13 protein-coding genes are annotated in these 12,830 nt (G+C 66.2%); 3 read left to right on the forward strand and 10 right to left on the reverse strand.

The genetic code is table 11. The annotated features are described in order from the left end of the window. Positions 1 to 79 precede the first annotated feature (79 nt). Genes tyrS through ACN9M1_RS02165 form a run of 3 tightly spaced genes read left to right on the forward strand, consistent with a single transcriptional unit; the run spans position 80 to position 2,454 of the window. Positions 80 to 1,258 carry a tyrosine--tRNA ligase gene (gene tyrS, locus ACN9M1_RS02155; protein WP_426398778.1) on the forward strand — a complete coding sequence of 393 codons (1,179 nt, stop codon included), beginning with the start codon at positions 80 to 82 and terminating at the stop codon, positions 1,256 to 1,258. Further along, entirely contained in the window at positions 1,255 to 1,755 is a 501-nt protein-coding gene (gene dtd / locus ACN9M1_RS02160; RefSeq protein ID WP_426396994.1) for a D-aminoacyl-tRNA deacylase, read from the forward strand. Before tyrS ends, dtd begins: the two co-directional genes overlap by 4 nt. Positions 1,756 to 1,773: 18 nt before the next feature. Further along, a complete protein-coding gene (locus ACN9M1_RS02165) occupies positions 1,774 to 2,454 on the forward strand; it encodes a histidine phosphatase family protein (protein WP_426396996.1) in 681 nt (226 codons plus the stop codon). A 376-nt stretch (positions 2,455 to 2,830) separates the two neighbouring features. Here the strand turns inward: ACN9M1_RS02165 and ACN9M1_RS02170 are convergent, their stop codons facing one another. From ACN9M1_RS02170 to ACN9M1_RS02215, 10 genes are all read right to left on the reverse strand, one after another. Beyond that, on the reverse strand, positions 2,831 to 3,541 hold the full coding sequence (locus ACN9M1_RS02170) for a queuosine precursor transporter (RefSeq protein WP_426396998.1): 711 nt from the start codon (positions 3,539 to 3,541) through the stop codon (positions 2,831 to 2,833). Positions 3,542 to 3,561: 20 nt separating this feature from the next. After that, on the reverse strand, positions 3,562 to 4,623 hold the full coding sequence (gene ruvB / locus ACN9M1_RS02175) for a Holliday junction branch migration DNA helicase RuvB (RefSeq protein WP_426397000.1): 1,062 nt from the start codon (positions 4,621 to 4,623) through the stop codon (positions 3,562 to 3,564). 76 nt (positions 4,624 to 4,699) lie between these two features. Then, positions 4,700 to 5,281 carry a Holliday junction branch migration protein RuvA gene (ruvA, locus tag ACN9M1_RS02180; protein ID WP_104655438.1) on the reverse strand — a complete coding sequence of 194 codons (582 nt, stop codon included), beginning with the start codon at positions 5,279 to 5,281 and terminating at the stop codon, positions 4,700 to 4,702. Between the two features lie 51 nt (positions 5,282 to 5,332). Then, positions 5,333 to 6,472, reverse strand: a complete 1,140-nt coding sequence (locus tag ACN9M1_RS02185) for a glycerophosphodiester phosphodiesterase (RefSeq protein ID WP_426397001.1) — start codon at positions 6,470 to 6,472, stop codon at positions 5,333 to 5,335. A 79-nt stretch (positions 6,473 to 6,551) separates the two neighbouring features. Next, positions 6,552 to 7,097, reverse strand: coding sequence for a crossover junction endodeoxyribonuclease RuvC (gene ruvC / locus ACN9M1_RS02190; protein ID WP_199029271.1), 546 nt, complete (start codon positions 7,095 to 7,097; stop codon positions 6,552 to 6,554). Between the two features lie 87 nt (positions 7,098 to 7,184). Beyond that, entirely contained in the window at positions 7,185 to 8,759 is a 1,575-nt protein-coding gene (purH, locus tag ACN9M1_RS02195; RefSeq protein ID WP_426397003.1) for a bifunctional phosphoribosylaminoimidazolecarboxamide formyltransferase/IMP cyclohydrolase, read from the reverse strand. Between the two features lie 85 nt (positions 8,760 to 8,844). Then, complete coding sequence (locus tag ACN9M1_RS02200) at positions 8,845 to 9,078, reverse strand: Fis family transcriptional regulator (RefSeq protein WP_048934022.1); 234 nt, start codon at positions 9,076 to 9,078, stop codon at positions 8,845 to 8,847. After that, positions 9,075 to 10,142: a tRNA dihydrouridine synthase DusB gene (gene dusB / locus ACN9M1_RS02205; RefSeq protein ID WP_426397006.1), complete on the reverse strand. Its 1,068-nt coding sequence runs from the start codon at positions 10,140 to 10,142 to the stop codon at positions 9,075 to 9,077. The genes ACN9M1_RS02200 and dusB overlap by 4 nt, the downstream gene beginning before the upstream one ends. Before the next feature lie 196 nt (positions 10,143 to 10,338). Further along, on the reverse strand, positions 10,339 to 11,586 hold the full coding sequence (locus ACN9M1_RS02210) for an NAD(P)/FAD-dependent oxidoreductase (RefSeq protein WP_426397008.1): 1,248 nt from the start codon (positions 11,584 to 11,586) through the stop codon (positions 10,339 to 10,341). A 3-nt stretch (positions 11,587 to 11,589) separates the two neighbouring features. After that, entirely contained in the window at positions 11,590 to 12,828 is a 1,239-nt protein-coding gene (locus ACN9M1_RS02215; RefSeq protein WP_426397010.1) for a UbiH/UbiF/VisC/COQ6 family ubiquinone biosynthesis hydroxylase, read from the reverse strand. Positions 12,829 to 12,830: the final 2 nt, after the last annotated feature.

Genomic DNA, 12,830 nt, shown 5'->3' on the forward strand with positions numbered 1-12,830 from the left:
CGCACCCGCATCCCCCGTTTCTGATAGCGCCACGCCGGGCAAACCGAAATATCCGGTGACGCCGGAGGTGCTCCACGCGATGGAAGTGTCGCTGCGCGGCTGCGATGAACTCCTCGTGGCGGCCGACTGGGAACAGAAGCTGGCCCGCAGCGCCGCCACTGGCGTGCCGCTGCGCATCAAGCTCGGCCTGGACCCGACCGCGCCCGACATCCACATCGGCCACACCGTGGTGCTCAACAAGATGCGCCAGTTGCAGGACCTGGGGCACCAAGTGATCTTCCTGATCGGCGATTTCACGTCGACGATTGGTGACCCGTCTGGCCGCAACTCGACGCGTCCGCCGCTCACGCGCGAGCAGATCGAGGCCAACGCGCAGACCTACTACCGCCAGGCCAGCATGGTGCTGGACCCGAGCAAGACCGAGATCCGCTACAACAGCGAATGGTGCGACCCGCTGGGCGCGCGCGGCATGATCCAGCTGGCGTCGCGCTACACCGTCGCCCGCATGATGGAGCGCGATGATTTCACCAAGCGCTTCAAGGGCGGCGTGCCGATCTCGGTGCACGAATTCCTCTACCCGCTGATGCAGGGCTACGACTCGGTCGCGCTCAAGTCCGACCTCGAGCTCGGCGGCACCGACCAGAAATTCAACCTGTTGGTCGGCCGCGAACTGCAGAAGGAATACGGCCAGGAGCCGCAGTGCATCTTGACCATGCCGCTGCTGGTGGGCCTGGACGGCGTGGAAAAGATGTCCAAGTCCAAGGGCAACTACGTCGGCATCAGCGAGGCGCCGAACGACATGTTCGGCAAGCTGATGAGCATCTCCGACGACCTGATGTGGACGTACTACACGCTGCTGTCGTTCCGCCCGCTGGCCGAAATCGATCTGATGAAGCAGGAGATTGCGCTGGGCCGCAACCCGCGCGATTGCAAGGTACTGCTGGCGCAGGAGATCGTCGCGCGCTTCCACAGCCAGGCCGATGCCGAGCGCGCGCTGGAAGACTTCAACCACCGCGCACGCGGTGGCGTGCCGGACGACATTCCGCAGATCGAGCTGTCGGGCGCACCGCTGGGCATCGCGCAACTGCTCAAGCAGGCGGGCCTGTGCCCGTCCACGTCGGATGCCAACCGCAACATCGAGCAGGGCGGCGTGAAGATCGACGGCACCGTCGTCAGCGATAAGGCGCTGAAGGTGGAAGCCGGCACGTTCGTCATGCAGGTCGGCAAGCGCCGCTTTGCGCGCGTGGTGCTGTCGTGATCGGACTGATCCAGCGTGTGTCGGAAGCGGCCGTTCGCGTGGATGACCGCGTCGTCGGCGAGATCGGCCCGGGCCTGCTTGCGCTCGTGTGTGCCGAACGCGGTGATACCCCTGCCGAAGCCGACCGCCTGCTGGAGAAGCTGCTGAACTACCGTGTCTTCTCGGATGCGCAGGGCAAGATGAACCTGCCCGTGCGCAACATCGACGGCAATGGTCAGGCAGGCGGCTTGCTGATTGTGTCGCAGTTCACGCTGGCAGCGGATACCAAGTCCGGCACGCGCCCGAGCTTTACGCCAGCAGCGGCGCCGGAAGATGGCCGCCGCCTGTATGAGCACTTCGTGGCGCGGGCTCGCGCACAGCACCCCATCGTCGCCACCGGCGAGTTCGGCGCGGATATGAAGGTGTCGCTCGTCAACGATGGCCCGGTCACGTTCTGGCTGCAGATCGCGCCGCAGGTGGTGCGCGCTGCCGCGCCGGAACCGGCCAAATCTGTCTGACCTGCTCAGGAACCCGTGATGCCACGCGCCGCCGCCATCCCCCTGCCGATGCCGCAGATTACCCACATCGTGCTCGTCCGCCACGGCGAGACCGATTGGAACCGCGAGCGCCGCCTGCAGGGCCAGCTCGATGTGCCGCTGAATGTGCAAGGGCTGGAGCAAGCCGCGCAACTGGGCAAGGCGCTTGCAGGTGAGCGGTTCGATGCGGTGTATGCGAGCGACCTATCGCGTGCCAAGCAAACGGCGCAGGCGCTCGCCGATCGGGTGGGCGCCACCGTGCGTGACGATGTGGGTCTGCGCGAGCGCCACTACGGCCAGTTCGAAGGCCTGACCTACGCCGAGGTCGCCGAGCAGCATCCGGCGGAATTCGACGCTTGGCAGAATCGCGTGCCCGAGTTCGCACCGCCCGGCGGCGAGACCCTCAACGCATTCCACGAGCGCGCAGTGCAAACCGCGCTGCGCCTGATCCGCCGCCACCCCGGCGAGCGCATCGCGCTGGTCAGCCACGGCGGCGTGCTCGATTGCCTGTACCGCCACGCCAACGCCATGGCGCTCACCGCGCCGCGTCAGCATGAACTGCGCAACGCGAGCATCAACCGGCTCTCGTCCGATGGTCATCAACTGACCGTGCTGCAGTGGGGCGATGTCGCGCACCTGGATTTGCTGGTGCTCGACGAAGTGGACCGCCGCGTGCCCTAGCACCGACGGCGCATCCGTCGGGTTCAGAACGCCGAAGGCCGGTTCCAAAGCCTGGAACCCTGGGGTCAGAACCCCGGGCTTGGAGTCTGGAGCCCGGAACGCGGGGTTCAGAACCCCGAACGTCGGGTCCAGAACGCGGAATGTCGAGTACGGAACCTGGAGCGTCGCCTCCTGAACTCGACATTTCCGAGCTCCGAAGGCGGCGTGTCGAGTCCAGACGCCGGCGCGTCGCGCTCAGAACCCGAGCGTCGGCGTTCATAACTCGGCACACGACGGTTCAAGCTCGGAAATTTGGAGCTCAGAGCTTGGCACGTCGAGCTGCAAACGCCGTGCGCGGCGTTGGGAGGCTCGAGCGTGAGCCTCGGAGGGCGAAGGGCTACACCTTGAGCCGGAACGGTGTGAAGTCCGTATCGCGGTCGTAGTAATCCTCGTTCTCGGCGCGCTTGAGGAAGGCGACGACGCGGTAGGTGAGCGGCGTCGCCACGATCTCCCAACCGGTCTTGAGGATGTATTGCGCGATGGCCACGCGCAGCACCTGTTCGTGCGGCCAGATGCCGTAGAAGGCGATCACGTAGAACAGCGACGAATCCACCGCCTCGCCCACCACCGTGGACCCGACGATGCGCGTCCACAGCCATTTCCCTTCCGTAGCGATCTTCATCTTCGCCAGCGTGTAGCTGTTGGCGAAGCTGCCGCACCAGAACGCGATCAGCGACCCGGCGACGATGCGCGGGGTGTTGCCGAACACGTCGTTCAGGCTCTTCTGGTAGTCGGCCATGAACGGCGCCACCGGCAGTGCCAGCACCACCAGCGACATGAACGACGCGAAGATCAGCGCGGCGAACCCCGCCCACACCACGCGGCGGTCGCGGCCGTAGCCGTACACCTCGGTGAGGATGTCGCCGAAGATGTACGAGATGGGGAAGAACAGCACGCCAGCGCCAAACGTGACCGGCCCGATGATCGGTAGCGTGATCTGTGCCGCCTTGGCCGCGCCGATCAGGTTCGAACACAGCAGCACCGTCACAAAGGCTGCCATGACGAAGTCGTAGTAGCGGAAGTTGCGCTGAGGACTTGGGGTGGTCATGGCAGGCGTTAGGCAGAGTGTTAGTTGTTGCCGTCCCAGAGGTCGCCCTTGGGGGCGCCCAGCCCGAAGTGCTGGTACGCCGAAGCCGTGGCCATACGCCCGCGCGGCGTGCGCTGCAGATAGCCCTGCTGGATCAGGTACGGCTCGAGCACGTCTTCAATCGTGTCGCGCTCTTCGCCGATGGCGGCGGCCAGGTTGTCGATGCCGACCGGCCCGCCGTTGAACTTGTGCAGGATCGCTTCAAGCAGCTTGCGGTCCATCAGGTCGAAGCCGACCGCATCCACGTCGAGCATCGCCAGCGCGGCGTCGGCGACTTCACGGGTGATGACGCCATCGGCCTTCACCTCGGCGTAGTCACGCACGCGGCGCAGCAGGCGGTTGGCGATCCGAGGCGTGCCGCGCGAGCGTTTGGCGATTTCCAGTGCGCCGTCTTCTGCGATGTGTGCATGAAGCAGGCCGGCCGAGCGCGTGACGATCTTCGCCAGTTCGCTCGGCGTATAGAACTCCAGCCGCGCCACGATGCCGAAGCGGTCGCGCAGCGGGTTGGTCAGCATGCCGGCGCGCGTGGTGGCGCCCACCAGCGTGAACGGCTGCAGATCGAGCTTGACCGAGCGCGCCGCCGGGCCCTCGCCGATCATGATGTCGATCTGGTAGTCCTCCAGCGCCGGATACAGGATTTCCTCCACCACGGGCGAGAGCCGGTGGATCTCGTCGATGAAGAGGACGTCGTTGGCTTCGAGGTTGGTGAGCAGCGCGGCTAGGTCGCCCGGGCGCTCCAGCACGGGGCCGGAGGTCTGGCGCAGGTTGACGCCCATCTCGCGCGCAATGATGTGCGCCAGCGTCGTCTTGCCCAGACCCGGCGGGCCGAACAGCAGCACGTGGTCCAGCGCTTCCTGACGCTTCTTGGCGGCCGTCATGAAGATGTCGAGCTGGCCGCGCACCTTTTCCTGGCCGACGTATTCGTCGAGCAGCTTGGGGCGCAGCGCGCGCTCGAACGCCTCCTCGTTGGGGGAGGCGGGGGACGCTGAGATGATGCGCTCAGCAGAGACGGCCTTGGCGGCGAGCTTGTCGGTTTCGATCATGAGGGGCAGACGGCGCGGGCGGAGGGTACAAAGGCGCGCGAACGGGCCATTTTACCGCCTCGCCATCGCCCAGGCTTCAGCCTTTTGAGAGCGCCTTGAGCGCCAGCTTGATGCCTTCCGACACGCCCGTGCCAGCTGGCACTTGCTTGATGGCGAGCGCCGCTTCCTTGTCGGAATACCCCAGCGCCAGCAAGGCGTTGAGTACATCCACCGCGTCGTCCGAGACGGCCGGGCCGCCCGGTACCGCACCGAGGTCCGCACCAAGCTTGCCCTTGAGTTCGAGCAGCAGGCGCTCGGCCGTTTTCTTGCCGATGCCCGGGATGCGCGTCAGCCGCCCGGCTTCCTGCAGCGTCACGGCCTGCGCGAGCTCGGCCACCGACATGCCCGAGAGCACCGCCAGCGCGATGCGCGCGCCGATGCCGGAGATCTTGATGAGCTGGCGGAAGGTCTCGCGTTCAGCCGCGGTGCCGAAGCCATAGAGCAGGTGCGCATCCTCGCGCACGATCTGCTGGATGAGCAGCACGATTGGCGCGCCGGTGGCGGGCAGGTTGTAGAACGTGCTCATCGGCACGTCGATCTCGTAGCCGACGCCGTGGCAATCGACCAGCAGGTGCGGCGGGTTCTTTTCGATCAGCGTCCCGGCGATGCGTCCGATCATGGTTGGGGTTCCTCCAAAACGGGACGCAGTGTAGCCGATGCCGAACCAGCCTCAGCGCTTGAACGTCGACACGGCTTGCCGCCCGACGGCGGGGTCGTCGGTAAAGAAGCCGTCAACACCGGCGCGCAGGAAGGCCTGGATCTCCGTGATCGAGCCGCTCACGTTGCGCGTGTTGTCCGCGCCGCTGCGCAGCGACGGCGGCAGGAAGGTGTTCTCGGGGCGGAAGGTGTAGGGGTGGACCACCAGCCCGGCGTTGTGCGCGTTGCGGATCAGGTCGGTCGGGTCGGTGAGGCGGCCGTTAGCGTCCAGGCCCATGATGCTGTTCTTCTCGGGCCCGACGCCGTTGGCGTATACGGCGATGTCGCGCATGCCCTGGCTGGTCATCATGTCGCCAAAGGTGCGCGTGTCCTTGGCGACGACGAAGTCGTACGGCTGCTTGCTGGCGCTGCCCATGAGCTGCACGAGCTTCCAGTTGGGCTGGCTGCTGCCGATCTTGTTGCGGATGGCCTTGAGGTTGGCGACTTCGAACGACTGGATATAGACCGTCGTGCGGCTGGCGGTGAAAGCATCGCGGCGCAGGCCGTCGATCAGCTTGTCCTCCAGCGGCAGCCCGATCGACTGGAAATACGTCGGATGCTTCGTCTCCGGATAGATACCGATGTTGCGGCCGAGCTTGGCGGACTGGTCGCGCGCCAACGCAATGATCTCGTCGAGCGTGGGGATGTCGAACTGGTCGTTGTAGGCGACGTTGTCGGGGCGAATGGTCGGGATGCGTTCCCGCGCGCGCAGCGTTTTCAATTCGCCGAGCGTGAAGTCTTCCGTGAACCAGCCGGTGACGCTCTGGCCGTCGATCGTCTTGGTGGTCTTGCGGCCGGCAAAGCCCGGCACGTCGGCCACATTGGTGGTGCCGGAGATTTCGTTCTCATGCCGCGCGACCAGCACGCCGTCCTTTGTGGAGACGAGATCCGGCTCGATGATGTCGGCGCCGTCGTCGATGGCCTTCTGGTACGAGGCGAGCGTGTGCTCCGGCCGCAATGCCGGCGCACCGCGGTGGCCGATCACCTGGACGGTGGCGATGGGTGTGGTGTTGCCGCCGCCACCGCTGCCGTGGTTGTACTCCAGCCGGCAGGCGGAGAGGGCGATCGACGTACTCAAGATCAACGGGCTCAGCAGGATAAGGCGGCGCGGCATCGGGGGCTCCTGAAGACGGGTACCCCGCATGGTAGTCGCGGTGCGGGCATGGAGCTACCCGCAGGCTTGGGGAATCCTGTCAGCCGACCAGGCGCCCACGCCGCACGCGCAGGCCCTTTTGCGCAAGCTGCGGTGCCAGGCCCGCCATGGCGGCGAGCGTTTCACCGCCATGCGCATGGCAGATCGCCACGCCCAGCGCGTCGGAGGCATCCGAGCCGGGTTTGCCTTCGAGGTTGAGCAGGCGCACGACCATTTCCTGCACCTGGTCCTTGTTGGCGCGGCCATAGCCGACCACGGCCTGCTTGAGCTGCAGCGCGGTGTACTCGAACACCGGCAGGTTGCCGCTCATCAGCCCGCAGATCACCGCGCCGCGTGCCTGGCCCAGCAGCAGGGTCGATTGCGGGTTGACGTTGACGAACACCTTTTCGATGGAGGCGCAGTCCGGCCGATACGTGCTCACCAGTTCGGAGACGCCGTCGTACAGCGTCTTGAGGCGGCTAGGCAAGTCGGCATTGCCGTTGCTCTTGATCGTGCCCGAGGCCACGTAGACGAGCTTGTGGCCGTGCCGTTCGAGCACGCCGAAACCGGTGGTGCGAAGGCCGGGGTCGATGCCGAGGATGCGCATGAAAACGTGAGTGAGGAGCCAAAGAAAAACGGGGCAAGGCGACAGTTTACGCCTTGCCCCGTTGGCCTGTCGTGCAGGCGGTGTTGCTTAGTGGCGGAAGTGACGCGTGCCCGTGAAGATCATCGCCACGTTGCGCTCATCGGCAGCGGCGATCACTTCGTCATCGCGTACCGAGCCGCCCGGCTGGATCACGCACGAGGCGCCGGCATCGACCACCACGTCCAGGCCGTCGCGGAACGGGAAGAACGCATCCGACGCCACGGCCGAACCGGCCAGCGTGAGGCCCGCGTTCTGTGCCTTGATGCTGGCGATACGTGCCGAGTCCACACGGCTCATCTGGCCGGCGCCCACGCCCAGCGTCATGCCGCCGCCGCAGAACACGATGGCGTTCGACTTGACGAACTTGGCGACGCGCCAGGCGAACATCAGGTCGTCCATTTCCTTCGGGGTCGGGTGGCGCTTGGTGACCACGCGCAGCTCGCTCGGCTGCACGTTCTTGGCATCCGGGCTCTGCACCAGCAGGCCGCCGCCGACGCGCTTGAAGTCGTAGGCGTTCACGCCATTGCCGAGCGGAATTTCCAGCACGCGCACGTTCTGCTTGGCAGCGAACACGGCGCGCGCGCCTTCCGAGAAGCCCGGGGCGATCAGCACTTCCACGAACTGCTTGGCGACGACGTGTGCAGCGGCTTCATCCAGCGGCACGTTGAAGGCGATGATGCCGCCGAAGGCCGAGGTCGAATCCGTCTTGAAGGCCTTTTCGTACGCTTCCTGCGCGGTGCCACCGATGGCCACGCCGCACGGGTTGGCGTGCTTGATGATGACGCACGCGGCGCCCTTGGCCGGGTCGAACGACTTCACGCATTCCCACGCGGCATCGGCGTCGGCGATGTTGTTGTACGACAGCTCCTTGCCCTGCAGCTGCTTGTAGTTGGCGAGCGCGCCGTTCACGGCCTTCAGGTCACGGTAGAAGGCGGCGGATTGGTGCGGGTTCTCGCCGTAGCGCATTTCCTGCACCTTGTCGAAGGCCAGGTTCAGCGTCTGCGGGTAGGCGCTGCGCGTGCTGTGCGACTTGTCGGCGCCCAGGCTCGTCAGGTAGTTGGTGATGGCGCCGTCGTACTGCGCGGTGTGCGCGAACACCTTCTTGGCCAGCATGAAGTTGGTTTCGTAGCCGACCGTGTTGTTGTTGGCCTGCATTTCGGCCAGCACGATGGCGTAGTCGGTCGGGTCAACGATGACCGTCACGTCGCGGTGGTTCTTGGCTGCCGAGCGCAGCATGGTCGGGCCGCCGATGTCGATGTTCTCGATGGCATCGGCCAGCGTGCATTCGTCCTTGGCCACCGTCTGCTGGAACGGGTACAGGTTCACCACCAGCAGGTCGATGGTCGGGATGCTGTGCTCGGACAGTGCGGCCATGTGCTCGGGCAGGTCGCGGCGGGCCAGGATGCCGCCGTGCACCTTCGGGTGCAGCGTCTTGACGCGGCCATCGAGCATTTCCGGAAAGCCGGTGTAATCCGCCACTTCCGTCACGGGCAGGCCCGATTCGGCGAGCAGCTTGGCGGTGCCGCCGGTGGAGAGGAGCTTGACGCCGCGCGCGTGCAGGGCACGGGCAAAGTCGACGATGCCGGTCTTGTCGGAAACGGAAAGCAGGGCTTGCTGGATCATGGTGAAAATACCGGTGGGCCGGTGAGCGGATGTGGCGCTGGGTGGATACCCTGGCGCCGTCAGAAGGAGAAATCGGTCAGTGGGCTCAGAGCAACCCGTGCTGCTGCAACTTCTTGCGCAGCGTGTTGCGGTTGATGCCCAGGTAATCGGCAGCCTGCGACTGGTTGTTGGACGCCCATGCCATCACGGTTTCCAACAGCGGCCGTTCGACGGCCTGCAGCACCATGTCATAGACGTTGGACGGGTTTTCGCCATCCAGGTCGCGGTAATACGTATCCAGGCTGTCGCGGATGCAGCGTTCGATCGGGTTGCGGCTCATGCGGCAAGCAGTTCCTTGTTGTTGTCGTTGTTGCCCGTCGTGGGGTGTTCGCCACCGCTGGCCTGATCTTCATAGACCAGGCGGTCGGACAGCGCACGCTGTTCGTCGAAGAACGCATTGACGGCCTCCAACTGCTCGGCCGTGTCTTCGATCGTGTTCATGCGGTGGCGGAACAGGTTGGCCCCCGCCAACCCGCGCGTGTACCAGGCGATGTGCTTGCGTGCAGTGCGCACGCCGGTGAATTCGCCATAGAACGCGTAGTGTTCTTCCAGGTGCGCATTCATGATCCCGCGGATCTCTTCCACCTCCGGCGCCGGCAACAGCGTGCCGGTCTGCAGGAAGTGAGAAATCTCGCGGAACAGCCACGGGCGCCCCTGCGCCGCGCGGCCGATCATGATGGCGTCCGCACCGGTCACGGCCAGTACAAGTTTGGCCTTGGCCGGCGTGGTGATATCGCCGTTGGCCACCACCGGAATGCGCACCGATGCCTTGACCGCGGCGATGGTGTCGTACTCCGCATCACCGTGGTACAGGTCGGCACGCGTGCGGCCATGCACGGTCAGCATGCTGATGCCGGCATCCTGCGCGATGTGTGCCACGCGCAATGCATTGCGGTGTTCGCGGTCCCAGCCGGTGCGGATCTTGAGCGTGACCGGTACGCGGTCACCCACTGCACCGACCACTGCCTCGACGATGCGCTGGACCAGCGGCTCGTTCTGCAGCAGGGCGGAACCGGCGGCCACGTTGCACACCTTCTTGGCCGGGCAGCCCATGTTGATGTCGATGATCTGCGCGCCACGGTCGACGTTGTAGCGCGCGGCCTCGGCCATCATCATCGGCTCGGCGCCGGCGATCTGCACCGAGATCGGCTCCACCTCGCCTTCGTGATTGGCGCGCCGCATGGTCTTCTCGCTCTTCCAGAGTTGCGCGTTGGACGCGACCATCTCCGACACCGCATAGCCCGCGCCCAGCCGCTTGCACAGCTGGCGGAACGGGCGGTCCGTCACACCCGCCATGGGGGCGACGAACAGGTTGTTGCGGAGGGTATGCGGTCCGATCTGCAAGGCTGGCGTAGAAGAAGCGGCTGGAAGAAACGAAAAAACACCCCTTCCGCCCAAATCTGACAACAGAGTGGCGGAGCGACGGGGGAGTGAAAAATGCGAGGACGGGATTTTACCGCCAAACCGCCGGATTGCCTAAATGTTGTGCACAAACTATGCGGCAGTGCGGTCGGCGGGCGGGTAGTTGCCGTGGCTGGCGTTATCGGAAGCGCTGCAGGCCGTAGGGGCGGGCGTCGGTGAAGGGCGTGCGCTCGTTGACCAGATCGGCGATCAATTGCGCTGTGCCGGGGGCGCCGGTCATGCCCAGGTGGCCGTGTCCGAAGGCGAAGAACACGTTGCGGTAACGCTCCGAGCGGTCGATCACGGGCAGGCTATCGGGAATCGACGGCCGATGGCCCATCCACTGGCTGTCGTCCGCAAAGGTGAGGCCGGGGAAGAGCTGCTGACCTTGTTGCATGAGGATGCGGGCGCGTCGGTAGTCGGGCGAGGCGTCCAACCCACCGATTTCCACGGTCCCGGCAATGCGCAGGCCGAATTCCATGGGCGTGGCGATGAACTTGCGTTCGCAGTCCATGATCGGTCGCGAAGGTTGTACGGTCGGCATGCGCAGCGTGGCGTGATAGCCGCGCTCTGTGTCGAGCGGGATGCGCACGCCAGTAAGCTTCGCGCCGACCCGCTTTGACCACGCGCCTGTAGTGATGATGAGCTTCGATACGGGCAGCGTGCCGCAATCGGTGTGCAGGCGCGTCGGGCCGCCGGCGTCACTGCGGCCGAATTCAACATCCAGCACCTTGCGCCGCAGGAACGTGCCGCCCGCCGCCAGAAAGTTCTCCGCCAGCGTCTTGACCAGTCGCTCCGGGTTGACCGTGAAACCATTGTCCGGCAGCAGCAGGCCAGATTGGATGTCGGCGGCCAGCGCAGGCTCGAGTTCGCGTGCTTCACCGGCGCTCAGGGCTTGCGAGCGCACGCCGGTGGCGTCCCGGATGGATTGCGCCAGCACATCGCCCGACGAGCGCGTCAGTGAGCGCCAGACATACAGGTGGCCCGTCTGGCGAATCAGGCTGTCGTATTGCGTGGCGTCGAGCAGGCTGCGGTAGCCCGGAAAGGTCGCGCCAAAGAGGTTTGCCAGCGGCTGCGCGGTCGCGCGGGCCTGCGCTTCATTGCCGGCGAGCACCCATTGCAACAGCCAGGGCAGCGCGCGCGGGAGGTAGGGCCAGCGCACCGTCAGCGGGCCCATCGGATCGGCCAGCCACTTCGGCACCTGTTTCAGCATGCCGGGCAGCGCCATCGGCACGACGGACGCCACGCTCAGGCAGCCGGCGTTGCCGAACGAGCAGCCTTCGCCGATGCCGGCCTGATCCAGCAGCGTGACCTGGTGTCCTTCACGCTGGAGTTGCAACGCACAGGCGGTGCCGACAACGCCGGCACCCACCACGGCGATCTGCACGCGCTAGCTCCGCTGCCCGAACATCATCTGCCGCGCCAGCCCGTGCTTGAGCGGCGGCAGGCATTCGAGCAGCGTCAGCGCCGCACCGCGCAGGTGGCCGAACGTGCGCCCAGGCACGGCAAACGCGCGCGGCAGCAAGTCGGTCAGGCCGATGGTGACGGCGCGGTCGAACGCGCGTTCGCGGGCAAAGCGGGCGAGCGTGGCCGGTGTTGCACCATCACGCAGCGCGCGGGCCATCTCAAACGCATCGCGCAAGCCGAGGTTGAAGCCCTGGCCTGCGACAGGGTGAATCGTCTGCGCAGCATTGCCGATGGCAGCGACACGGCGGTCCACCGGAATGCGCTGCGCATGCAAGCCCAGCGCGAACGTGTGACGCGGGCTGGCGTGCGTGAAGCGGCCCATGCGGTCGCCAAACGCGGCGCTCAGTTCTGCCAGGAAGGTGTCGTCGGGCAGCGCGGCGCGGCGGCGGGCTTCGCCGGGCGAACAGCACCAGACCAGCGCGTAGCCTGGGCCTTGTGCGTCATCCTGCGGCAGCAGCGCGAGCGGACCTTCGGGCGTGAAGCGTTCCCACGCCCAACCCTCCAGCGGCGCGCTACAGCGCACGTGCGCGACGATGGCGGTCTGGCCGTAGTCGCGGCGGCGCGCGTGGGCGAGGCTGCCGGCTTGCTTGCGCGCGTCGTTGAACAAGCCGCCTTCGGCCTGGATGACGACTTCGGTTTCGATGGCGAGCGGGTGACGCCCCTCATGTCGCTCACCTTGGAGGGCCCGCACGCGGGCCGGGGCGATGGTGCCATCGGCGCGAGGCAGTTGTTCGACGCGCTCGACCGGCGTGTGGTCGTAGCGGGTGAGGCGGTTCGGGTGACGCTGCATCTGTGTGGCGAGCGCGGCGTTGAGCGCGGCGCTCAGGTCGCCGTACTGCACGACATGGCCGAGCGCGGGCACGTCGTAGTCCTCGCGGCGGATATGCGCCTGCCCGAAATGGCCGCGCTGCGACACGTGGATATGCGTGATGGGCGTGGCGCGCGTGGGCCAGCCGCCAATCTCCTGCAGCAGCACGCGCGAGCCATGAGACAGCGCCAGCGCGCGCGGGTCATGCGCGGCCGCTTCGGCATCGCGCGCGTCGAACAGGGCGATGCGCCAGTCGGTATCGCGCAGCAGCCAGTTGGCCAGCGCCAGCCCCACCGGCCCCGCGCCGACGATGGCGACGTCGAAGTCCGCCTGCGTGACACCTGTGGTAGTCATGT

Origin of the sequence: Ralstonia sp. R-29, assembly GCF_049913345.1 — a bacterium.
Classification (GTDB): Bacteria; Pseudomonadota; Gammaproteobacteria; order Burkholderiales; family Burkholderiaceae; genus Ralstonia.